The organism is Rhizobium sophorae, assembly GCF_013087515.1.
Taxonomy (GTDB): Bacteria; Pseudomonadota; Alphaproteobacteria; order Rhizobiales; family Rhizobiaceae; genus Rhizobium; species Rhizobium sophorae.
Genome location: NZ_JABFCN010000014.1, coordinates 255,794 through 279,290 on the forward strand (window position 1 = coordinate 255,794; position 23,497 = coordinate 279,290).

20 protein-coding genes and 1 pseudogene are annotated in these 23,497 nt (G+C 60.2%); 11 read left to right on the forward strand and 10 right to left on the reverse strand.

The genetic code is table 11. The features are described from left to right. The first annotated feature begins 17 nt into the window (after window positions 1-17). Both G9X64_RS09075 and G9X64_RS09080 read left to right on the forward strand, forming a co-directional pair. Entirely contained in the window at window positions 18-1,373 is a 1,356-nt protein-coding gene (locus tag G9X64_RS09075) for an LLM class flavin-dependent oxidoreductase (protein WP_168307829.1), read from the forward strand. Beyond that, window positions 1,370-1,906, forward strand: coding sequence for a flavin reductase family protein (locus G9X64_RS09080; protein WP_168316100.1), 537 nt, complete (start codon window positions 1,370-1,372; stop codon window positions 1,904-1,906). Before G9X64_RS09075 ends, G9X64_RS09080 begins: the two co-directional genes overlap by 4 nt. Here the strand turns inward: G9X64_RS09080 and G9X64_RS09085 are convergent. Next, window positions 1,886-3,049, reverse strand: coding sequence for an aminotransferase (locus tag G9X64_RS09085; protein ID WP_171376435.1), 1,164 nt, complete (start codon window positions 3,047-3,049; stop codon window positions 1,886-1,888). The genes G9X64_RS09080 and G9X64_RS09085 overlap by 21 nt on opposite strands. Window positions 3,050-3,145: 96 nt before the next feature. Here G9X64_RS09085 and speB point away from each other — a divergent pair, with 96 nt between their 5' ends. Further along, window positions 3,146-4,201, forward strand: coding sequence for an agmatinase (gene speB, locus G9X64_RS09090; RefSeq protein WP_171376436.1), 1,056 nt, complete (start codon window positions 3,146-3,148; stop codon window positions 4,199-4,201). A gap of 67 nt (window positions 4,202-4,268) precedes the next feature. On the opposite strand, the gene G9X64_RS09095 is transcribed toward speB, so the two are convergent. Genes G9X64_RS09095 through G9X64_RS09105 form a run of 3 tightly spaced genes read right to left on the reverse strand, consistent with a single transcriptional unit; the run spans window position 4,269 to window position 6,816 of the window. Beyond that, window positions 4,269-4,679 (reverse strand): VOC family protein, encoded by a 411-nt coding sequence (locus tag G9X64_RS09095; RefSeq protein WP_168307832.1) that lies wholly within the window; start codon window positions 4,677-4,679, stop codon window positions 4,269-4,271. Between the two features lie 18 nt (window positions 4,680-4,697). Further along, window positions 4,698-5,795, reverse strand: coding sequence for a Gfo/Idh/MocA family protein (locus G9X64_RS09100; RefSeq protein ID WP_171376437.1), 1,098 nt, complete (start codon window positions 5,793-5,795; stop codon window positions 4,698-4,700). A gap of 10 nt (window positions 5,796-5,805) precedes the next feature. Further along, a complete protein-coding gene (locus tag G9X64_RS09105; protein ID WP_171376438.1) occupies window positions 5,806-6,816 on the reverse strand; it encodes a Gfo/Idh/MocA family protein in 1,011 nt (336 codons plus the stop codon). Window positions 6,817-7,182: 366 nt separating this feature from the next. Here G9X64_RS09105 and G9X64_RS09110 point away from each other — a divergent pair, with 366 nt between their 5' ends. Further along, the gene (locus G9X64_RS09110; RefSeq protein ID WP_168307835.1) at window positions 7,183-8,343 is read left to right on the forward strand and encodes a fumarylacetoacetate hydrolase family protein; all 1,161 of its coding nucleotides are present in this window, start codon (window positions 7,183-7,185) and stop codon (window positions 8,341-8,343) included. Window position 8,344: 1 nt separating this feature from the next. On the opposite strand, the gene scpA is transcribed toward G9X64_RS09110, so the two are convergent. Then, complete coding sequence (gene scpA / locus G9X64_RS09115) at window positions 8,345-10,483, reverse strand: methylmalonyl-CoA mutase (protein ID WP_171376439.1); 2,139 nt, start codon at window positions 10,481-10,483, stop codon at window positions 8,345-8,347. A 97-nt stretch (window positions 10,484-10,580) separates the two neighbouring features. On the opposite strand from scpA, the gene G9X64_RS09120 reads away from it, so the two are divergent. Next, on the forward strand, window positions 10,581-11,939 hold the full coding sequence (locus tag G9X64_RS09120; RefSeq protein ID WP_171376440.1) for an LLM class flavin-dependent oxidoreductase: 1,359 nt from the start codon (window positions 10,581-10,583) through the stop codon (window positions 11,937-11,939). Window position 11,940: 1 nt separating this feature from the next. On the opposite strand, the gene G9X64_RS09125 is transcribed toward G9X64_RS09120, so the two are convergent. The 5 genes from G9X64_RS09125 to G9X64_RS09145 all read right to left on the reverse strand — a co-directional run bounded on the left by G9X64_RS09125 (window position 11,941) and on the right by G9X64_RS09145 (window position 17,167). Then, entirely contained in the window at window positions 11,941-12,594 is a 654-nt protein-coding gene (locus tag G9X64_RS09125; protein WP_168307838.1) for a methionine ABC transporter permease, read from the reverse strand. Then, window positions 12,575-13,660 carry a methionine ABC transporter ATP-binding protein gene (locus tag G9X64_RS09130; protein ID WP_168316092.1) on the reverse strand — a complete coding sequence of 362 codons (1,086 nt, stop codon included), beginning with the start codon at window positions 13,658-13,660 and terminating at the stop codon, window positions 12,575-12,577. The genes G9X64_RS09125 and G9X64_RS09130 overlap by 20 nt, the downstream gene beginning before the upstream one ends. A gap of 442 nt (window positions 13,661-14,102) precedes the next feature. Then, complete coding sequence (locus tag G9X64_RS09135; RefSeq protein ID WP_168316218.1) at window positions 14,103-14,942, reverse strand: MetQ/NlpA family lipoprotein; 840 nt, start codon at window positions 14,940-14,942, stop codon at window positions 14,103-14,105. Between the two features lie 243 nt (window positions 14,943-15,185). After that, window positions 15,186-15,746 carry an FMN reductase gene (gene msuE, locus G9X64_RS09140; RefSeq protein ID WP_168307626.1) on the reverse strand — a complete coding sequence of 187 codons (561 nt, stop codon included), beginning with the start codon at window positions 15,744-15,746 and terminating at the stop codon, window positions 15,186-15,188. Window positions 15,747-15,964: 218 nt separating this feature from the next. Then, entirely contained in the window at window positions 15,965-17,167 is a 1,203-nt protein-coding gene (locus G9X64_RS09145) for an MFS transporter (RefSeq protein WP_168307627.1), read from the reverse strand. 358 nt (window positions 17,168-17,525) lie between these two features. On the opposite strand from G9X64_RS09145, the gene G9X64_RS09150 reads away from it, so the two are divergent. The 6 genes and pseudogenes from G9X64_RS09150 to G9X64_RS36465 form a co-directional block, all read left to right on the forward strand. After that, entirely contained in the window at window positions 17,526-17,984 is a 459-nt protein-coding gene (locus G9X64_RS09150) for a helix-turn-helix domain-containing protein (RefSeq protein ID WP_168307628.1), read from the forward strand. 558 nt (window positions 17,985-18,542) lie between these two features. Then, complete coding sequence (gene repA, locus G9X64_RS09155; RefSeq protein WP_168307629.1) at window positions 18,543-19,757, forward strand: plasmid partitioning protein RepA; 1,215 nt, start codon at window positions 18,543-18,545, stop codon at window positions 19,755-19,757. A 42-nt stretch (window positions 19,758-19,799) separates the two neighbouring features. Further along, entirely contained in the window at window positions 19,800-20,852 is a 1,053-nt protein-coding gene (repB, locus tag G9X64_RS09160; protein WP_168307630.1) for a plasmid partitioning protein RepB, read from the forward strand. 149 nt (window positions 20,853-21,001) lie between these two features. Beyond that, entirely contained in the window at window positions 21,002-22,294 is a 1,293-nt protein-coding gene (gene repC / locus G9X64_RS09165; protein WP_168307631.1) for a plasmid replication protein RepC, read from the forward strand. A gap of 289 nt (window positions 22,295-22,583) precedes the next feature. Further along, window positions 22,584-23,150 (forward strand): sugar transferase, encoded by a 567-nt coding sequence (locus G9X64_RS09170; protein WP_168307632.1) that lies wholly within the window; start codon window positions 22,584-22,586, stop codon window positions 23,148-23,150. A gap of 123 nt (window positions 23,151-23,273) precedes the next feature. Further along, window positions 23,274-23,497: pseudogene (locus G9X64_RS36465) on the forward strand (polysaccharide biosynthesis protein); the annotation flags it as partial.

Here is a 23,497-nt window from a genome sequence, read left to right on the forward strand (position 1 = left end):
CATAGCAGGAGAGCTCGATGGCGCGGACCGACAAGATGAAACTCGGGACTTTCGTCTATACGTTCGGCTTTCATCCAGCTTCCTGGCTGCATCCGGCAAGCGACGTCAATGGGGCCAACGACTTCGCTCATCTGCTCGATGTCGCCAAGCGATCCGAGGCGGCTAAATTCGATTTCATGTTCATGGCGGATTCGCCCGCTGCTGCCGTCGGCGACGCCAATGCGCTTGCCCGCATTCCGACCAAGATGAACCGTTTCGAACCCCTCTCGCTGCTTTCGGCTCTGGCGGTTACCACCAATGATCTCGGTCTGGTGGCGACGGTCTCGACGAGTTATTACGAGCCATACAATGTCGCGCGTCTGTTCGCCTCGATCGACCATCTGAGCAAGGGTCGCGTCTGCTGGAATGTCGTCACCTCCGATCACGACGAAACCGGCTATAACTTCAATCGCGAGGGGCTCGACCCGCATGCGTTACGCTATGAGCGCGGCAACGAATTCGTCGATGTCGTGTTCGGCCTTTGGGACAGCTTCGAGGATGGCGCACTGCTTCTCGACCGTGAAAACGGGGTCTACTATGACAAGGACAAGCACCACACGCTTAACCACAAGGGCAAACATTTCCAGGTTCGCGGCCCCCTCAACATCGCGCGAACACCCCAGGGCCGCCCCGTCATCGCCCAGGCGGGCGGTTCGGAACCCGGAATGGACATGGCGGCACGCACCGCCGAAATCGTCTTCAGCCTCGCATCGAATATCGATCGCAACCGCGCCTTCTACGAAAACGTCAAGAACCGGATGCCGGCCTATGGGCGCGATCCGGACGATCTGAAAATCATGCCGGGCATCGTCATCAACGTCGGTGAAACCGAAGCCGAGGCAAAGGCGAAGGTGGATTATCTGATCGACAAGATGCATCCTGATGTCGGCCGGCTGATGCTTTCCGAATTCCTGGAAGCGGACCTGCGCGACGTGGCTCTCGACAAGCCTTTCCCCATGGATCGGCTGCCGCCGGCGCCCAAGGGATCGCGCGCTTTGTTTGACGAACTGGTCGATTTCGTCAGAAGCGGCCGCACCGTCGGCGAACTCATCCGGCACTATGCCGAGAAGCATACCGGCAATGGCATGACAGGCACGCCGGCCCAGATTGCCGACTACATGGAGGAATGGTTCGAAACGCGCGCCGCCGACGGCTTCATCCTGATGTTCCCGACCTTGCCGTCCAGTCTCGACGACTTCGTGCGGCTTGTCCTGCCGGAGCTTCGCCGCCGCGGGCTGTTCCGTGAGGAATACGAAGGCAAGACCTTGCGTGAAAACCTCGGTCTTTCAATGCCTGTAAACCGCTTTGCCAAAACGAAAGAGCCAGCCCGATGAGTGTCGAGGCTTTGATCAGTGAGGCGGACTTCAAGCTTTCGATGCGTCATCTGGCGGGTGCCGTCAGCGTGATTACGGTCGGCGACGGTCAAGACCGGACCGGTTTTACCGCAACGTCGGTCTCCTCGCTTTCGGCGGAGCGGCCTTCCGTCATCGTCAGCGTCAACCGCGCATCTTCCTCATGGCCGGCGCTGCAACGATACGGCTGCTTCTGTGTCAACGTGCTAGCCGCCGACCAGCAGCAGGTGGCGCAATCCTTTGCCGGTCTTGACGGGCGAAAGGGCACGGAGCGCTACGGCAACGCGGGATGGTATCGCCTCAAGACTGGCGCCGCCGCCCTTGAAAGGGCCCTGACGGTGCTTGACTGCAAGCTCGAAACCGCATTCCACTACCATTCCCACGCCATTTTGGTCGGGCATATCTGCGCGATCGAAATCCGGCAGGGCATAGGGCCGCTACTCTACTGGCGCGGTGGCTATCATGAACTTCCGCCGGAGGTTGATCGCAGCGGCCTAGCAAAGGCGTTCGGATAATAGCCCGATCGAGGCGACATCCGCATTGGCAAAGGCCAGTCTGAGGTAACGCTCCTGACCTTCGCCGAAATAGGCGCCGGGCAAACAGACGATGCCGGACTCTTTGGCGAGTTTTTCAGCGACCTCTGAAGACGATCGATCGGCATAGGGATGACGGACAAAGGCAAAATAGGCGCCGATCGCTCCGATCTCCCAATCCGGCAACCCGGAAAAGACCTGCCTCAACGCCTGAGCCCGGCGGGCGATCTCCAGCCGGTTGCCGGCCCGCCAGTCAGCGAGCGTCGGGATCGCCGATGCAACGGCGACCTGAGGCGAGCGCGGCGCGCAGATCTGCATATTGTCCATCACCTTGGCGATCTCGGCGACGAGTTTGGGGCCTGCCGTGATCGCCCCCAGTCTGTGACCGGGGATGCAGAAGGATTTCGAGAAGCTGTAGAGAAGGACGAGCGTGTCCTCCCAGCCCGGCTCGGAGAGAAGAGAGTGCGGCCGCCCATAATCCTCGCCGAGGAAGTCGCGATAGGTTTCATCGAGGATCAGCCAGGCGCCATATTTCCGACAGAGAACAAAAAGCTCGTGAAGCAGGCTTGGTGGATACACGGCCCCGGTGGGATTGTTGGGTGTGACGACGGCAAGCATCTTCGCGCCGGCCGCAAGGGCCGCCTCGGCTGAACTCAGATCAGGAAGAAAGCCGACGGTGGGGTCGCAATCGACCAATCGACGCCCGATCCCCAGCATCGACAGCGTCGTGTCGTGATTGAAATAGAAGGGATTGGTGAGCGCGACCGTATCGCCGGCGCCCGCAAGCGCGATCGCTGCGCACATGAACGCCTGATTGCAGCCGGCGGTAGTGTGGATATTGCCGGCGGAAAGGTCGGCGCCGTAAAGCTCGGCGAGGTGAGCCGCGTAGGTCTTGCGTAACAGAGGCTCGCCCTCGATCGGCCCGTATCCCGTCATCGCCTGTTGTCCGGCCGCCTCGGCAAGAAGCCGAAGCATCTCCGGATGCGCGGGATAGCCGGGCACGGCTTGCGACAAATCGATGAGCGGCCCTTTTTCGCCCTTGTATTCGCGGCTCCAGGCGACGACGGAGGGAATGGGCGGGGCAGAGAGGCGGGCAACGAGCGAATTGGGTTTTGCAGCGATCATATCGATTTCTCTTTGATACCGATTGCTACAACGATACCAATTGTTTTCTCAACCTCTTTGTCTGGTGAGACGGACCTGAAGCGGAGACACGTGCGCATGGTGTGGGACAAAACGCGGCTGGAACAGCTGCGCACAGAATTTGCAGATGCCAATGGCGGCGAGATATTCGATGAGAAGTTTCGCAAAGTGGCGGAGAAGATCATCTCCAAGAGCGGCACGAGACTGGCGCCATACGCCGGAATACCGACCTTCCTCAGCGCACCCTACATGCAGGTCGCGGCCGATGATCCGGACTTCGGCAATCTCCAGGTCGCGATCACCGGAATCCCCATGGATCTTGGTGTCACCAATCGCCCTGGCTCCCGTTTCGGACCGAGAGCGCTTCGCGCCATCGAAAGAATCGGCCCTTATAATCACGTTCTCGCCACGGCGCCGGTCTTCGATCTTCGGGTCGCCGACATCGGCGATATCCAGTTCCAAAGCCGTTATCGGCTGGAGCTCAGCCACGACGACATCGAAAAGCGCATCACCCAGATCGTCGATGCCGGTGTCGCACCGCTTTCGGTCGGAGGCGATCATTCCATCAGCCATCCGATTTTGAAGGCGATCGGCCGGCAGCAACCAGTCGGCCTCATCCATATCGATGCCCATTGCGATACAAGCGGCGCCTTCGATCAGACGAAGTTTCATCACGGGGGGCCGTTCCGCAATGCGGTGCTGGATGGCGTGCTCGATCCGACAAGGACAATCCAGATTGGTATCCGTGGTTCGGCGGAATATTTGTGGGAATTCTCCTATGCGTCAGGAATGACTGTGATCCATGCCGAGGACATCAGCGGAATGGGGATTGCGGCTGTCGTTGCCAAGGCAAAATCCATCGTCGGCGATGGCCCGACTTATCTTTCCTTCGACGTCGACAGCCTCGATCCGAGTTTTGCGCCCGGCACGGGCACGCCCGAGGTCGGTGGATTGACCACGCGTGAAGTCCTAGAACTGATACGCGGGCTGAAAGGCATAAATCTGGTCGGTGGTGACGTCGTCGAAGTTGCCCCGCAATATGACGCAACGACCAACACAGCGCACGCGGCAGCACAGGTGCTCTTTGAGATCCTGAGCCTCATGGTGTTTAGTCCATCGATCGGCAAATGCTAAGGCCGACCTCGCGTACTGCTGCGGGACGGTCTGACCGCCCGCAGCGAAGCAATCGGCAGCACCTGCGTCAGCCCTGGCGGGTCTCAGAGCGTTCGGAAAGCTCGACGATGATGCCGTCGGGATCGCGAACGAAGGCGATCTTGTTCAGCATCTCGGAGTGGACGGCGAAGCGCGGCCGCTCCTTGATCTCGACGCCCGCCTGTTCAAGGCGGGTGAAGGCCTCGTCGACATTGTCGAAATGGAAGGTGAGGTGCCGGACACCGGCCGTATCGTCAGGCACGTCGACCGCCCTCGACGCGCCGCCGGGCGGCGCAAAGACCTCCAGCATGCCGCCGCCTGCATCGAGGAACGCGACCTGCATGCCATTCGCCATCGTCTTGCGCAGCACGAGACTGAGGCCGAGCAGGCCACAGTAGAAATCGACGGTGCGATCCATGTCGCTGACCGTCATGCCGACATGCTCGAAGGATTTCAGCATGGGAGAGCCCTTCCCGGTTCAGACGGTGGCCGCAGCACGCCATTCCCCTGCCGGAAGCCAGGAGCGATAGAGCGGATGATCGGCGGCGATCGGCATAGGCGTCGGTTGTCCCGTTCGCTGCGAGAAATAGGCGGCCGTTACCAGTTCCAGCGAATTGCGGGCATCCTGCAATGTCACCGGTGGGTCGATGTCCTCGACGATCGCCTTGTGGAAGAGCTCGAACTGACGGGTGTAGCCATCCTCGCCGGGCACATAGGCGGCGAGCACTTCGTCGATCCGCGCCTGATGTTCCTCTGTCCCGGCGACGAACGTCCACGGATCACGGCCCATCGTATAAGGTTCGATGATGCTTTCGGCGACGAGGTCGTTGAAGCAGAAGCGCAGCCGCGAGATTTCCTTGCGCGAACCGAGCGTCATCGACAGCGTCGCCAGCGAGCCATTCTGCATCTTCACCGAAAGGGCTGCCGTATCCTCGACCTCGATCGGATTGACCAGCGTCGCGCCATAGGAAAACACCTCGGCGCAGGGGCCATGCACATAGTTCAGCATGTCATGGGCGTGGATGGCGTGGCCGAGAAGGCCGCCGCCGAGTTCGCTCGCCCATTTGCCGCGCCAAGGCACGGCATAATAATCCGGACCGCGCCACCAATGGGTTTCGATCGTCGTCAGGAACGGCTTTCCGGCCAGGCCGCGCTCGATCAGCAGCTTCAGCTTCTGCAGGCCGGACCCGTAGCGATACTGGAAGATCGGCATCAGCCTCCTGCCGGGGTAACGATCGAGGATGCGACCCATCTCGTCGACCTCGGCGATCGAGCCGAAGAGCGGCTTCTCGCAGATCACGTGTTTGCCGGATTCGATACCCTTGCGGCAGAGTTCGAAATGCGAGCTCGGCGGCGTCGAAATGTCGATGATGTCGAGATCGTCACGGGCAAACAGCGTATCCGCATCCTGCGTATATTCGCCAATGCCGTATTCCTCGCACAGCGCCCTGCCGCGTTCCTCGTCGAGCGAGCAGAGCACGGGGACTTCGAAAAGCTCCTTGTTCCAGCCGAAGCCGGCCAGATGCCGCGCAGCGATGCCTGCGCCGATGACGCCGACGCGCAATTTCCTGGTCATGATATCCTCCTCAGCGAGCGCCGATGCGCGCGGCTTTCGCCTGGGCTTCAAGCGAAAGACGGCAGACTTCAAAAACGTGGTCCTGGGTCATCGCCGTCTGCGTGCGGTTGCCGACGTCGGTAGTGAAAGCGTCGAAATAATCGAGTTTTTCGCCGCTGCAATCGATATGGGTCATTTCCTTGCCGTTGACCAGGAAGAGGTGATCCTTGCCCGGCCGGCCGGTGATATCGATATATTTGCGCAGTTCGATGTAGCCTTCGGTGCCGAGAATGGTCAGGCGCCCGTCCCCCCAGGTCGGCAGCGCTTCCGGCGTGAACCAGTCGACACGGACATAGCCCGCCGCCTTGTCGGAACGCAGAAGCACCTCGCCGAAATCCTCGAAGGCGGGCTTGTCGGGCATGCCGAAATTGCCGATCGAGCTTGCGATGACCTCGCCGGTGGTCGAGCCGGTATAGAACAGGAACTGGTCGACCTGGTGCGAGGCGATATCGACGATGATGCCGCCGAAGGCTTCGGGATCGAAGAACCAGTCCGGCCGGGTCGGCAGTTGAAGCCGGTGTGGACCGACGCCGAGCGTCTGGATCACCTTGCCGATCGCGCCTTCGGCGACAAGCTTGCCGGCCTTGACGGCGGAGCGAACGCAGTGGCGCTCGGAAAAGCAGATCGAGAAGATCTTGCCGGTCTCGGCAACGGTGCGCCTGACGTCCTCGAGTTGGGCGAAGGTCGTCACGCCCGGCTTGTCGGTCATCACGTCCTTGCCCGATCTCATTGCGCGGATGGCAAGCCCGGCACGATCACGCGGAATGGCGGAAATGCAAATGACATCGATCGACGGATCGTCGAACAGCTTTTCCCTATCGACCTGCGGCGCGTCAGGATAGGTCTTCTCAAAGGCCTCGCGCAGTGCCGGCACCGAGGTCTGCGGGCAATAGCCGACGAATTCGCCGCCTGCGGCCAACAATCCCTTCACGTGATCGAACGTGTGCCCATGGTCGATTCCGACGACGGCAAATCTCAACATCGCTGCAATATCCTCCTGGGATTTTCGTGCGGCCGGCTGAAGCCAGCCTCCTCCATGTTGGGCAAAACAGATAACGAAAGCCGGCTCCTGTCAAGGCGAGATGGAGGGCAAAATCGTCACAGCCTGTATTTAAATATTTGAAATTTAACAGTTATTTTGTATCTAAATAGTTATTTTGTGGGCTTTTGCAGTTGGATTCCCGAGGAAGCCCGCCGCTTGAGCCGATCAGGCGAAGGTCTTTTTCTCCCGCGCATCTTGCCCCGTCATCATGAATGTGATCGATTTTGGTCGTCGCCGGGTCGGAGGGCGGCAACACCTCGCAATTTTTAAAAGAGCTCTTCTCGCTCGCCTTGATGGAAGATCACCATGTCTCAAGCTCTTCTCGATGTCGCCGCTTCAGATGGTCTTTTTGTCGGTCGCATCTGGAATCCCGAAGCGGAGGGACCGAGCATTGTGACGTTACGCGAGGGCATGCTGGTCGACATCACGTCGCGCGAGACGCCAACGCTGAGCGCCCTGCTCGAGCGGCAGGATGCCGCCGCCTTCGTCCGTGCAGCAAGTGGCAAGGCGGTTGGCTCGCTGGCGGACATCGCCGCCAACAGTACCGGTGCTCCGGATCAAACGCGCCCTTATCTCCTTGCGCCCGTCGACCTGCAGGCAGTCAAGGCCTGCGGCGTCACCTTTGCGCAGTCGATGATCGAGCGCGTCATCGAGGAGAAGGCGGCCGGCAGTCCGGAGCGTGCGGCCTCAATCCGCGAGCGAGTCAGCACGCTGATCGGCGGCAGCCTCACCAATCTGAAGGCCGGCTCGCCGGAGGCCGCCAAGGTCAAGCAGGCGCTGATCGACGAGGGCATGTGGTCGCAATATCTCGAGGTCGGTATCGGGCCGGATGCCGAAGTCTTCACCAAGTCGCCGGTGCTCTCCTCCGTCGGCTGGGGTGCGGATGTCGGCCTGCATCCCATCTCGACCTGGAACAACCCCGAGCCGGAAATCGTGCTCGCGGTCAACAGCCGCGGCGAAATCAAGGGTGCGACGCTCGGCAACGACGTCAACCTGCGCGACGTCGAGGGCCGCTCGGCGCTGCTGCTCGGCAAGGCCAAGGATAACAACGCCTCGTGCTCGATCGGTCCGTTCATCCGCCTGTTCGATGCCGGCTACAGCCTCGATGATGTACGGAAGGCCGAACTCGACCTGAAGGTGTCAGGCAAGGACGGTTTCGTGCTGCACGGCAAGAGTTCGATGTCGCAGATCAGCCGCGATCCGACCGATCTCGTCAAGCAGACGGTCGGCGCCCATCATCAGTATCCCGACGGTTTCATGCTTTTCCTCGGCACGCTGTTTGCGCCGACGCAGGACCGCGACGCGCCGAAGCAAGGCTTCACCCACAAGATCGGCGATGTCGTCGAGATTTCCTCGGCAGGCCTCGGTGCGCTCGTCAACACCGTGCGCCTTTCCACCGAATGCCCGCCATGGACCTTCGGCATTTCGGCGCTGATGAGCAATCTGGCGAAGCGCGGTCTTCTCTAAATTACTGATTCCGTCGCCTGCCCTGCAGCAGGTCGAGAACGGAGTTTGCCGCCTCGAGAACGTTTGTCCCCGGGCCGAACACGGCTGCAACGCCGTGTTCGTGCAGGAATTCATAGTCCTGCCGCGGGATGACACCGCCGCAGACGACAATGATATCACCACCGCCCTGTTCCCTCAGCCTGTCGATCAGCTGTGGTAGCAGCGTCCTGTGACCGGCCGCCAATGACGAGACGCCGACGACGTTGACCTTTTCGCTGAGTGCGACACCGGCGGCTTCCTCCGGTGTCTGGAAAAGGGGACCGGCGAGCACGTCGAAGCCGATATCGCCGAAAGCCGAGGCGATCACTTTGGCGCCTCGGTCGTGCCCGTCCTGGCCGAGCTTGGCGACCATGATCTTCGGCCGGTGACCCATGGCTTCCGTCACTTCGGTCATGCGAGTCTTGAGCACGGCGAGCTCCGGCTCATTTTCATACGCTTGGCCATAGACGCCCTTGATCACCACAGGCGTGGCGGCATGGTCGCCGAAGGCATCGCGCATGGCATCCGATATCTCGCCGACCGTGGCGCGGGCTCGGGCCGCCTCGATGGCGGCTTCCAGCAGGTTGCCATTGCCGTTCTGTGCGATCTCGGCCAGGGCCGCCAGCGTCTCGCGCACGGCTCCGCCATCGCGCCGCCGCTTCGTTTCCTCGATACGTCTGATCTGCGCTTTGCGCACCGCGCTATTGTCGATCTCCAGAATGTCGATCGGCTGTTCGTTGTCGAGCCTGTAGCGGTTGACGCCGACGATGACCTCCTCGCCCTTGTCGACGGCCGCCTGCCGGCGCGCGGCCGCTTCCTCGATCAGCCGTTTCGGCAGGCCGTCATTGACGGCCTTCGTCATGCCGCCCAGCGCCTCCACCTCCTCGATCAGCGCCCAGGCCTTGTCGGCAAGCTCCTTCGTCAGGCTTTCGACGTAATAGGAGCCCGCCAGCGGATCGACCACCTTGGTGACGCCAGTCTCATGCTGGAGGATCAGCTGGGTGTTGCGGGCGATGCGGGCGGAAAACTCCGTCGGCAGCGCGATCGCCTCGTCGAAGGAATTGGTGTGGAGCGACTGCGTGCCGCCGAGCACGGCCGACATCGCCTCGAAAGCGGTGCGGATGATGTTGTTATAAGGATCCTGTTCCTGCAATGAGACGCCGGAGGTCTGGCAATGGGTGCGCAGCATCAGCGAGGAAGCCTTCTTCGGCTGGAACTCCTCCATGATGCGGGTCCAAAGCAGGCGGGCGGCGCGAAGCTTTGCCGCCTCCATGAAGAAGTTCATGCCGATCGCGAAGAAGAAGGAGAGCCTACCGGCGAAATCATCGACATTGAGGCCCTTGGCGATCGCCGCCCTGACATATTCGCGCCCGTCGGCCAGCGTGAAGGCGAGTTCCTGCACCAGCGTCGCGCCGGCCTCCTGCATGTGATAGCCGGAGATGGAGATCGAATTGAATTTCGGCATCTCCCTTGCCGTATATTCGATGATGTCGGCAACGATCCGCATCGAAGGTTCCGGCGGATAGATATAGGTGTTGCGGACCATGAACTCCTTGAGGATGTCGTTCTGAATGGTCCCCGAGAGCTCGGCCCGCGAGACGCCCTGCTCCTCGCCGGCCACGATGAAGGAAGCGAGGATCGGGATGACGGCGCCGTTCATGGTCATCGACACCGACATGTCGCCGAGCGGAATGCCGTCGAACAGGATCTTCATGTCCTCGACGCTGTCGATCGCCACACCGGCCTTGCCGACATCGCCTTCGACGCGGGGATGGTCGCTGTCATAACCGCGATGGGTCGCAAGATCGAAGGCGACCGACAGGCCCTTCTGGCCGGCGGCCAGGTTGCGGCGATAGAAAGCGTTCGATTCCTCTGCCGTCGAGAAGCCGGCATATTGGCGGATCGTCCAGGGCCGGCCGGCATACATCGTCGCCCGCGGGCCGCGGGTGAAGGGTGAAAAACCGGGAAGCGAGCCGAGGTGCTCGGCGCTTTCGATATCCTCGGCCGTATAGAGCGGCTTGACGGCAATGCCTTCCGGCGTTTGCCAGGTCAGCGTTTCGGACGAGGCGCGCAATTCCTTCTGCGCCAGTTCCGCCCAATCCGACAGCGTCTTTTTCGTCATACTTTCCTCCGGCTTATTTCATCCGCACCCTACCATTTCACAGGATCGCCGTGCGATACAAATCCCTGATTTTTATTCCCAGCTCTGGACCCGTCCGATGAAGACAATGCAGATCTATGCCTTCGACATGAACTGCGTCGGGCACATCAACCACGGCCTGTGGACGCATCCGCGCGACCGCTCAGCGCATTATACCGATCTCGACTACTGGACGGAGTTTGCCAAGACCGCCGAACGCGGTAAGCTGGACGGCATCTTCCTGGCCGATATCGTCGGTGTCTATGACGTCTATAAGGCTAGCCCGGCGCCGGTGATCGAGACGGGTGCGCAGATCCCGGTCAATGATCCGCTGATCCCGATTTCGGCGATGGCCTATGTCACGAAACATCTGGGTTTCGGCGTCACCGTCAACACCACCTACGAGCCACCCTTCCTGCTGGCACGGCGCATGTCGACCCTCGATCATCTGACCAAGGGACGGATCGGCTGGAACATCGTCACCGGTTATCTCGACAGTGCCGCCCGCAGCATGGGTTTCGACAAGCTGCCGGAACATGATGCGCGTTACGATGCGGCCGAGGAATATCTCGAGATCCTCTACAAGCTCTGGGAAGGGAGCTGGGACGACGATGCGGTGCTGCGTGACAAGGCGGGCGGCATCTATGCCGATCCCTCCAAAATACGCACGGTCCGTCACGACGGCAAATATTACCGGATGGAAGGCATCCATCTTTCCGAGCCCTCGCCGCAGCGCACGCCCCTGCTCTTCCAGGCCGGCGCCTCGGCACGCGGGCAGGATTTCGCCGCACGCCACGCCGAATGCGTCTTCATCGCCGGCCCGAATCCCAAGGCGGCCAAGCCGACCGTCGATGCGCTGCGGGGAAAGGCGGAGGAATTCGGCCGCGGCGCCGACGCACTCAAAATTCTGAGCCTGGTCACCATCGTCGTCGGGCGGACGGAGAAGGAAGCACGGGACAAGCTAGAGGACTATCGCCGCCATGCGAGCGTCGAGGCCTCGCTTGCGCATTACTCCGCTTCGACAGGCATCGATTTTTCGAAGTATGGATTGGACGACGTCATTGACCAGAGCTCGACCAACGCCAACCAATCCGCACTCGCGGCCATCACGAAACAGGCAGCGAAGCCGGTGACGCTGCGTGACATCATCGACCAGATGGTGCTCGGCAGCCGGATGAAACCGATGGTGGGCTCGCCCGACCAGATCGCCGATCATCTCACGACATGGATCGAGGAGGGTGGCATCGACGGCTTCAATCTGGCGCGGACAGTGGCGCCGGAAAGCCTGCGCGATTTCGTCGACCTGGTCGTCCCAGTGCTGCAGGAGCGCGGCGTCTTCAAGGCGGACTATGCTGCAGGACCCTTGCGGCAGAAGCTTTTCGGCGGCGGGAACGGCAGGTTGCCCGCCGCTCATCCCGCAGCCCGGTTCCGGCGCTGATTTATCGGTGGTCCAGCCTGGCAACCAGCCGGTCGCCAAGCCACTGGATGCCGCAAACGAGCACGATGAGGACGGCCACCACCGCGATCATCACACTGGTTTCGAAACGTTGATAACCATAGCGGATAGCGAGGTCGCCGAGGCCGCCGGCGCCGATCGCGCCCGCCATGGCCGAGGCGCCGATCAGCGTCACCAGCGTGACGGTGAAACCGGCGACGATGCCCGGCAGCGCTTCAGGCACCAGCACCTCGCGGATGATCGTCCAGCGGTTGCCACCCATGGCGCGCACGGCGTCGATCAGCCCGCGGTCGACCTCACGCAGCGACACCTCGGCGATGCGGGCGTAATAGGGCGTTGCGGCGATGGAGAGCGGCACGATGGCCGCCCAGGTGCCGAGCGCGGTGCCGACGATCAGCCGCGTCAGCGGGATTAGCGCCACCAGCAGGATGATGAACGGCACTGAGCGAAAGCCGTTGATGACCGCGCCGAGCACACGATTGATCCAGAGGTTTTCGGCGATGCCGCCGCGCGCCGTCGCGACCAGGGCAAGGCCGAGCGGCAGGCCGGCGACGAGCGAAATCAATCCCGAGGCGAGGGTCATCAGGATCGTCTCCCAAAGGGAGCGAATGAGCAGTTCAAGCATGATCGGTGTCATAACCAAGCACCTCCACCCGGGCGGACCGGGCCGTCAGGAATTGTTCGACCTTTCCGGCAAGCGCGGGGTCGCGCGCGGGAACGGCGATGAAGAACCGCGCCACCGGCTGGTTCTGGATATGGTCGATGCCGCCATGGACGAGGCGGAAGGAATGCGGCAATGCTGCCGAGAGTTCGGCAAACAGCGCGCCCTGCGCCTGCGGCCCGGCGAGATCGACGCTGAGGATCGCTTCGCTGCCCGCCGTCGCCGATAGCCGGCCGGCGATATGCTCAGGAAGCTGCGGGCGGATGCCGCCGAGCAGGCTCCCGGTGATATCAGCCTGCGGGTTGGCGAAGACCGACCAGACCTGCCCTTCCTCGACGATCCGCCCGGCATCGATGACCGCGACGCGATCGGCAATGCCGCGTACCACTTCCATCTCGTGGGTGATGAGCAGAATGGTCAGTCCGAGCTTACGATTGATGTCCTTCAGCAGTGCCAGGATCGACCGGGTCGTTTCCGGATCGAGCGCCGATGTCGCCTCGTCGGACAGCAGCAGCGCCGGGCGTGCCGCGAGTGCCCGGGCGATGCCGACGCGTTGTTTCTGGCCGCCGGACAGCGATGAGGGATAGCCCTTGGCCTTGTCTGCAAGGCCGACGAGGTCGAGCAGTTCATGCGCCCGTTTCAGGCGCTCGCTCTTTGCAAGACCCTCGATCTTTAGCGGCAGCGCGACGTTTTCTTCGACGGTTTTGGCGGAAAGCAGATTGAAATGTTGGAAGATCATGCCGATGCGACGGCGCAGCGGCTGCAGTTCCTGTTCTGAAAGGCCGGTGATCTCTCGGCCTTCGATGAGGATCTCGCCGCTATCGGCGCGCTCCAGGCCGTTCAGGCAGCGGATCAGCGTCGATTTGCCGGCGCCGCTGCGGCCGATGATGCCGAGGATCTCGCCTCTCTTCACCGTCAGCGAAACACCGTCAAGGGCTGCGGTGGCGCCGAACCGCCGCTTCACGTCGGTCAGCCTCACCACCTCTTCGGTCGCCGCTTGCGGCTGCGTCTCGATCGCCGTGGTGGAAACAAAGGAATTCATGTGCTTTTCCTTACAAATACTGAAGGCGGCCTGGGCAAGAACGCCCGGACCGCCTGTCGGCAGGCCTTAGAGCCTTTCCGGGTTAGATTGCAGCATTCTGTTGGCTCAAACGGAGTCGGATGGTCGACCGGCCGGCGCGCGTCGTAGCCCAGTTCTACGGCCAAGCCGGCCGGTCGATCAGGCGGCCCGTTTCAGCCAACCCTCCCGCAGATTTGCCTGGCAAATCTGCAAGACTTTAAAATCGGCGGGCGCACCTATCGCTTCGCCATGGCGAAGCGGTGCGGCCGGTGGGCCGTGCATCTTTCCGCCAGGGCAGAGGCGATCGGCTCGGACGTACCAAGGGCATGCCCGTCGCCAATCGCCTCTGCCCTGACGAAAACCTGCTCCGGCAGAATGCTGCAATCTAACCCGGTAAGGCTCTAACCCCCAGCCCTGCCCCGGATCAATAGGCGCTGAGACCCGTTCCCTTGTAGACCTTGTCGAACTCGGCCTTGACGGTGTCGTTCTGATAAGAAGAAACAAGCGTCTTGACCCAGTCGGCATCCTTGTTGTCGTCCTTGACGGCGATGAAGTTGCGGTACGGATTGTCGTCGACCGGCTCTTGGGCGATGCGTTCGGCCGGCGAAAGACCGCTTTTCAACGCCCAATCGGTGTTGACGATACCGGCATCCAGATCGTCGATCGAGCGGCCGACGATGCCGGCGTCGAGTTCCTTGATCTCGATCTTCTTCGGATTGTCGGTGACGTCGGCGACGGTTGCGAGAATGCCGGTGTCGTCCTTCAGTTTGATCAGGCCTTCGCTCTGGAGAACGCGCAGCGCGCGGCCTTCGTTCGAGGGATCGTTCGGCACGCCGATGACGGCACCTTCCGGGATCTCGGCGACGGATTTGTATTTCTTGGTGTAAAGGCCAATCGGCCAGACCCCGGTATAACCAACGCGGACGATGTGATAGCCGTGCTGCTTGATCTGGTTGTCGAGATAGGGCTGGTGCTGGAAGGCGTTGGCGTCGATTTCGCCGCGCTCCAGCGCTTCATTCGGCTGGGTGTAGTCGTTGAAGATGACGGTCTCGATCTTGAGACCCTTCTTGCCCGCCTCGCTCGCGACCACGCGCCAAATGTCCTCCTCCTCGCCGGCCATGATGCCGACCTTGATCGACTTGTCCTCGGCATGGGAAGGAGTAGGTGCTGCAAAGGCAAAGACTGCGGCCGCCGAAACGGCGACGGCGGCAAGAGCCGCCCGCCGTGAAAGGTGGAAGCCGTGAAGATTTTTGTTCTTGGTCATTGTATATCCCGTCTGACTGAATGAGGCCGAACGCCCCGAGCAGGCTGATCATGGCAAATGCGCGGATCGCGAGCGAAGCACGAATGTCTGATGTGGAGGAAGGGCCGGAAAAACTCTTGCCCTGCCATCGATATCGGCAGGATAAATTTCCATCAATTTTGTGGATTAATTGCGGCTCGTGAGCATGTTGCAAAATGCAAACGGCGCCTCCGTGGCGCCGTTTCAAGCTTATCCCGACGCTCTTCACTCGGCAGCGATAAGTGCCTGATTGCGGCTGGGAAAGAAGGCCGCGAGCTCGCCGATGACCTCCCCGATCCGCTTGGAAAGTGGTTCGGACGAGACACGGTAATTGCTGAAGTCACGGTCGGACGCGTAAACCGCTGTCGGCAGCGTGTGAGACATGAAAAAACCGAAGAGCGGGCGGAGCTGGTGCTCGACCATCAGCGCATGCCGGTCGCCACCGCCGGTCGCGGTGATGATGATCGGCTTGGCGCGCAGCTCATGCGGGGCGATCAAGTCGATCAGATGCTTGAAGAGGCCGGGATAACTGCCCTTGTAAGTCGGAGCTCCGATGACCAGCACATCGGCATTGACGATGTCGTCGATGACTTCCTTAGCGCGACTGTCGAGATCGTCACGGCGCAGCGCCTGGCCAAGCGAGGGGCCGACATCGGTCAAATCGTAGATCGTGTTGTCGAAGCCGTATTTCTCGCCGGCGAGACCGGCAATGTTTTCGACAAGCGCAAAGGTTTTCGAGGGGCGGTTGAAACTACCCGCAAGGCCGACCAGTTTGGGAGCAGACATGCCATTTCCTTCCAATATCGTGCCGAGACCGACGTTATTATTGGACGAATATTATCTATAAAAATAGTGGATTAAAGGAATGGTGATCCCTCTTCTCCATAGGAGGAGAAAAATACGTTCGGGCCTGTGGGGATGGCGACGTGTGAAACTGAATGACGCATCGAGCCGGAGTGTCGGTGACATTCCGGCTCGATCGATTGTCGATAAGCGATGTCGCCTCAAACTGGTTTCTGCTTGGGAATACGCGGCAGGAAGACCGTCAGGAGACCGAGCAGCGGCAGATAGGAGCAGATGCGGTAGACGAAATCGATGCCATGGGTATCGGCGAAACTCCCGAGCAGTGCTGCACCAAGCCCCCCTGCCCCGAATGCGAAGCCAAAGAAGACCCCGGCAATCAGCCCGACGCGCCCGGGCACCAGTTCCTGCGCGAAGACGACGATTGCCGAGAAGGCCGACGCGAAGATCAGGCCGATGACGACGCTGAGCACACCCGTCCAGAAGAGGTTCGCATAGGGAAGCAAGAGCGCGAAGGGAATGACGCCGAGGATCGAGAACCAGATGACGAAACGGGCACCGAAGCGATCGCCGATCGGGCCACCGAGGAAGGTGCCGACGGCGACCGAGCCGAGGAACAGGAAGAGCATCAGCTGTGCCTGCTGCACGCTGAGGGCAAACTTGTCGATGACATAGAAGGTGAAGTAGCTCGACACGCTGGCCATGTAGACATTCTTCGTCGCCGTCAGCAGCACGAGAATCAGCAGCGCCCAGACAACCCGGTTCTGCGGCAGCGGCAGGGTTCGGCTTATTGCCGGTTTGCTGGCATTCTGACGCCTGTGGCTGATGTACCAGTTGCCGACCCAACTCAGCACCACCATGCCGACCATGGCGATGGCGGCGAACCAGGAGACGCTGTGCTGACCGAGCGGCAGCACGATGAAGGCGGCGAGCAACGGACCGATCGCCTGGCCGGCATTGCCGCCGACCTGGAAGAAGGATTGCGCGAAACCGTGGCGACCGCCGGAGGCAAGACGGGCAACGCGCGAAGATTCCGGGTGGAAGACCGCCGAGCCGAAGCCGATCAGGCTTGCGGCAACCAGCAACAAGGCGAAACTGCCGGCATTGCCGAGTAGAATGAGGCCGCAAAAGGTGCTCGCCATGCCGACCGGCAGCGAATAGGGCATCGGCCAGCGGTCGGTGACGATGCCGACGAGCGGCTGCAGCAGCGAAGCCGTGACCTGGAACGTCATGGTGAGGAGACCGATCTGCACGAAATCGAGATCGTAGTTCGCCTTGAACAGCGGGTAGAGTGAGGCGAGCAGCGACTGCATGATGTCGTTCAGCATGTGGCAGAAGCTGACCGCCATCAGGATAGACATCGTTGTTTTTTCGAAACGGGGCGCGCGCTCGGCAACGGTTGCCATCAATAGTTCTCCTGCACAGGCACAGCCGGTGCCGTGCGACGTCGCTTTTGTTCGATGGATTTTCGGGCGATCGGGGCTGGGAAGACTCTCGTGCGACGGTCGCTGAACTGCATTTAGCGTAAGCCGCCACGCAATTACAGCCCAGTTTTATCCGTATTGGTACGGCTTTTGTCCGATTTGCGTTTCCGCCGAGTGATTTCTGCGTGATTTCACGTCGTTCCGGACGGGGGCTTTCATATCACAGTCAGTCGCGATCGTCGCATATCCACTATGCTATATGAAAACAACCATGGAAAACTGGTGCGGGGGATACTACAGCTGCGCCGATTGAAAATGCGATCGAGGCTGAACACACGCGATGAATGTCAAGACAGCGAATGCAATAGACAGCTACGTCGGAGCGCGCATCAGAATGCGCCGGCAGTTGCTCGGGATGAGCCAGGAACGGCTTGCCGAGCAGATCGGCGTGACCTTTCAGCAGGTTCAGAAATACGAGAAGGGCATCAACCGCATCGGCGCGAGCCGGCTGCAGCGGATCGCCGAGGTGCTACACACGTCGCCGAGCTTCTTCTTCGAACAGGAGAATTCCGAGCCTTTGACGCTACAAGGGCTGGATCTATCCGCGAATATGGATCCGGTCGCCGAATTCCTGCGAACGAAAGAGGGATTGGTGCTCAACCGCGCCTTTCTAAAGATCGCCGATAGCAATATCCGCGAAACGGTCATCGCGCTGGTGAAGGCGATGGCGCAGGCGGAAAGTCGCGGTCTGACATTGGGAGCTTCCGTAGCGGATATCACCCTTCCGCGCGGAGAATAGGCGAGTATCGCAGCGTTGCGCCTGGCGAGCCGACCGGACAATCAGTGGCATTTCCCGAAAGGGTCTGCTTGCGATTTGGCATTTGCCGGATCGCTATTCGAAGGACGGCGCGGAGCTGGGCGCTGAATTCGCCGCCTATCGCCTGGATCTTGCCTCTGCGCTCTGCTGCAGGACCTCGACAGTAACGGCGTGTCCCCTCCCCCAGGCAGAAAATCAGGACGGTTCTCCGCCACGCGGCACTGAACAGTCACGGACTGTCCAGGTGGTTTGCCCATCGCGGTATTTCAAAGAACTATGCACGCACGACATCTCGATTCCGACGTATCCGATCGGCTATGATGCCGGTTGCGCGGCCTTGCTCTTGCGATTCGGCCAGCGAATGCGCGATTGCTGCTCCGACAGCGGCCGCCCGGGCGGCGTGTTCAAGCCTTTGAAAAAGATTGGACAACCTGGCCGTAGGGTCTTGTTAACCCTATTTGCCTTGCCACTCCTCCAGAATCGGCGCTAAATGCGGTTTCACAGCACGTAGGGCTTTTAAATCGCATTTTCGAGATTTCCATGAATATGGCACCGCAGATAGAAAAAGCAATTTCCGATGTCGACCAGCTGATTATTGGTCAGGCGCAGGAACTGTCCGACAAGCTGAAGCAGCATCGGCTCGAGATGTTTCCGCCGCGTGCATTGAAGGGCCTGAGGGAATTTCAGCTTGCCGAGGCGGCGCGTTTCCTCGGTGTCACCAGCGGCTATCTTCGCAACCTATCTCTGGAAGGCAAAGGCGCCCTTCCCCAGGTCACGCCGTCGGGCCGTCGATCCTATACGGCGGACCAAATGGAAGAGATGCGCAGCTTCCTGGAGCACAATGCCCGCGCCGGAACGCATTATATCCGTCATCGCCGCGGCAACGAACATCTGCAGGTCGTTGCGGTCGTCAACTTCAAGGGTGGCAGCGGCAAGACGACGAGTGCAGCACACCTTGCCCAGCACCTTGCCCTGACGGGTCACCGTGTCCTTGCCGTCGACCTCGATCCGCAGGCCTCTCTCTCCGCCATTCACGGCTTTCAGCCGGAGTTCGATGTCAACGAGAATGAGACGCTCTACGCCGCCATTCGCTATGACGATCAGCGGCGGCCGCTAAGGGAGATCATCCGGCCGACGAATTTCCCGAATCTTCATCTGGTGCCGGGCAATCTCGAACTGATGGAATTCGAGCATGATACGCCGCGCGTCCTTGCTCAGGGCAAGGCGGGTGACTATGGACGCGTCTTCTTCGCGCGGCTGGACGAGGCGCTGTCTTCAGTCGCTGACGATTACGACGTCGTCATCATCGACTGCCCTCCCCAGCTCGGCTTTTTGACCATGAGCGCCATTTGCGGTGCAACGGCAGTTCTGATCACCGTTCATCCTCAGATGCTCGACGTCATGTCGATGTGCCAATTCCTGCAGATGCTCGGCGAGGTGCTGAACACACTGAAAGGCGCCGGTGGCAATATGAATCTCGACTGGTTGCGTTATCTCGTCACTCGCTACGATCCGCAGGACGGGCCGCAGACGCAAATGGTCGCCTTCATGCGCTCGATGTTCAAGAACCATGTGCTTACCAATCCGATGTTGCGCAGCGTCGCGATCTCCGATGCGGCGATGACCAACCAGACGCTTTACGAAGTCGAGCGGAACCAGTTTACCCGCGCGACCTATGACCGCGCCATGGAGGCGATGGATGCCGTCAACACCGAGATCGCCGATCTCATCCACAAGGCTTGGGGGCGGAAATGACCGAGAAGTTTACTGCGGTAAACTGGGACGAGGAGCTGGCTTATGGCGCGTAAGAATCTCCTCTCGGGCCTGATGGACGATTCCAAGAAGTTTACTGCGGTAAACAATGAGGACGAACCGCCCCACAGGGACGAGAAGCAGCAGATCACCTATAAGGGGATCGGCGCTCTAGGTGCCGTGACGCGCAGTATTGATGCGCTGGCTGCCAAGGCCGATGCGGCCAAAGCGATCGAGGAGAAGCTGGCGACCGGTGAGACGGTGATTGATCTCGACCCTGCCCTGATCGAAGATTCCTTCGTGACGGACCGGCTGGCGCATACCGACGAACAGTTTCGCGAATTGGTCGAGGCGATCCGGCTGCGCGGTCAGGATTCGCCGATCCTCGTCCGTCCGCATCCTGAGAAGGACGGCCGATATCAGATCGCCTTCGGCCACCGTCGCGCCCGGGCCGCCAAGGAACTCGGTCGACCTGTCCGTGCCGTGGTCAAGAAACTTGACGATCGAGACCATGTCATTGCGCAGGGCCAGGAGAATTCGGCACGCGCCGATCTCTCCTTCATCGAGAGGACGATGTTTGCCGACAAGCTCGACACGTTGGGCTTCGACAGGGAAACGATCATATCTGCGCTCAGCGCCGACAAGACGACGGTTTCCAAGATGCTGTCCGTCACCAAGCGGATCCCAGCCGAAGTCCTGACCGCCATCGGTGCGGCCAAGACCACCGGCCGTGATCGTTGGCACGATCTGTCCGTGAAATTCGAGACCGAAAATATTGCCGCACGAGCGATCGAGTTCACCAGATCGGCGGAATTCGGGACAGCGGAGCCGGATGCCCGTTTCGATATGCTGGTTGCCTTCATCAGCAGGAGGCAACAACAGGCCTCATCGATAGCGGCGCTTCAGCCCGCCGCTCACGCCTGGCAGCACAAGGACGGTGCGGTCAAGGCGAAGATCAAGGATGACGGGAAACAGTTCACCATCGCGCTGAAGGCGGAGAAGGCGTCTGCCTTTGGAGCCTACATCGCCAGCAATCTGGATCGTCTCTACGAGGCGTTCGAGGAGACACAGGATTTGACGAAGAACGGAGATCAATAAGCAAAAGAAAAGGCCCCCGAACGTTGCCGTCGCGGAAGCCCTCTCTGATCTAGACACCCAGAGAATCACATTTCCGCGAATCATAGTCAAGAGTCTTTGGCACCGAATTTGGTGAGCCGCGATCTTTTGCCTTGAAGAAGGCGAAGAAAATGGAAAGCGGAAATGTGACGACGCCCTTCGGGCGGCGGCCAATGACGCTTGGCATGTTAGCAAGCCAGGCGGCTGCTCGAGAAATCGAGCCCGGCCAATCTATCGACAAGTGGAAACTCTATCGTGCCCTGTGCGAGGCCAAGCCGCTGCTCGGCATCACCGATCGGGCGCTCGCTATCCTGAACGCCTTGCTGAGCTTTTATCCTAAGGGGGAGATCTCTGAGGAAAACGGGCTCGTTGTGTTCCCTTCCAATGCACAGCTCTCGCTACGCGCGCATGGAATGGCGGAGCAGACGATCCGTCGCCATCTGGCGACCCTGATCGAAGCCGGGCTGCTGATCCGCAAGGACAGCCCGAACGGCAAGCGCTACGCCCGCAAGGAGCAGGGTGGGGAGATCCGCGAGGCATTCGGTTTTTCGCTGGCCCCGCTGCTTGTGCGCGCTGAGGAGATCGAGCGGTTGGCGGCGCAGGTGGTTGCGGAACGGTTGCATCTGCAGCGGCTCAGAGAACGCCTGACGCTTTGCCGGCGCGATATCGCCAAGCTCATCGAGATGGCATTGGAGGAGGGCGCCACTGGCGATTGGAGCCGGGTTCACTTGCATTTTCGCAGTGTCGTCGAGCGGCTGCCACGGTCGCCTTCCGCCGAACAGGTCGCCGACGCACTCGACGAATTGGATCTGCTGCGCGAAGAAATCACCAATCAGTTGGAAATGCAGGTTAAAGTTCAAAATCAAAGCGGCAATGCCCAACATGATGAGCGGCACATACAGAATTCAAATCCACAATCCATCACTGAACTTGAACCAGCTTCTGAAATGAAGCAGGCCGCAACGGCGGATGATCGATCGGCAGATCGAGCCGAACCGACAGTCCGAATACAGAAAGATGAAGAGAAGAATGGGCGTGTGCCGGCCGCAAGTTCTGCCTCCGCTGCCAAAGGTGCGCTCAAATCCTTCCCGCTCGGGTTGGTGCTGCAGGCCTGCCCGGAAATCGCAGCCTATGGTCCGCAGGGCTCGGTCGGCACATGGCGCGAGCTGATGGCCGCGGCTGTGGTCGTTCGTTCGATGCTCGGCGTCAGCCCATCGGCCTACGAGCAGGCCTGCGAGATCATGGGACCTGAAAATGCGGCCACTGTCATGGCCTGTGTCCTCGAAAGGGCAGGGCACATCAACTCCGCCGGCGGTTATCTGCGCGATCTGACACGACGCGCCGAGAAAGGGGAATTCGCCATCGGACCGATGTTGATGGCCCTTGCCCGCAGCAATTCGCCGATAAGGGGGAAGACAGGATGAAATTCACTTCGTGGTCTGCCTGACGCGCGTTTGTATGGTTAACGGAGTGTAACGGAAATGAACGCCGAGATAACTTCTGACTGGTGTCTTCTTGCTTTTGGATCAGTGGGTTAGGGAACCTGACAAAAGCCTGAGAGGCGATGCGGCATCTGCAAGTGGGTGGGCGTCCACGCCGGTCGATGGAGAACACCACGTCCTCGTAGTTGACGCGAAACGCTTTTTGACGATACGGCAACGCGATAGCGCGAATGGCGGATGGTCGGTCGGTAAGGCGGAAGAACTGCGGAGCATGGGTTTGAAACGGGCGGTGGATTTTTTCTTGGCTTTGACTGCGTCAGCGATCCTGCTCGTTCCAATCCTTGTCGTTGCTCTTTGTGTTCGCCTTACCTCGCCGGGACCGATCCTCTATTGGTCAAAACGTGTCGGCCGCTTCAATCAGATCTTCCTGATGCCGAAATTTCGTAGCATGCGGGTCGACACACCGACCGTTGCCACACATCTGCTCGAAAATCCGGATCGATTTCTGACACCCATCGGTTCGTTTCTGCGCAAATCGAGCCTCGACGAACTGCCGCAGCTCTGGTGCATTCTCGAGGGGAAAATGAGTTTCGTCGGCCCACGGCCGGCACTCTACAATCAATATGATCTGATAGAATTGCGGACGGCCCATGGTGTCGACAAGCTCCTGCCTGGACTGACGGGATGGGCGCAAATTAATGGCCGGGACGAATTGCCGATTCCGGAGAAGGTGAAATTCGATGTCGAATACCTCGAGCGGCGCTCGTTCGGCTTCGACATACGCATCCTGTTTCTGACCGCAGAGAAGGTTATCCGCCGTAAGGGCATACGGCATTAAATTACCTACTTCTGATAGATAAGTCGGTGCGGAAGACCTTGATTTCCGATTATTTCAGTTGCGCTCGTTGCAGAAAGCGACAAGAAGGTGGTTGTCCATTGATCTGCGAGACGCTGGTAAGCAATGCCTGAAAATACTCCCACTGAGACGCCACGCTCAGGTTGGTTCTTAATGCCGATGCAAGCGCTCGTCGCCCCTCTGCTGGCGATGCCGCGTGTTGCCAAACGCGCCCTGGCCTTGCTGGTGGATTCCAGCTTTTGTGTTCTGACGATCTGGCTCGCCTATTGTTTCCGCCTCAACGAATGGACGGTGCTGACCGGCGTGCAATGGTTGCCGGTCGTCGTTTC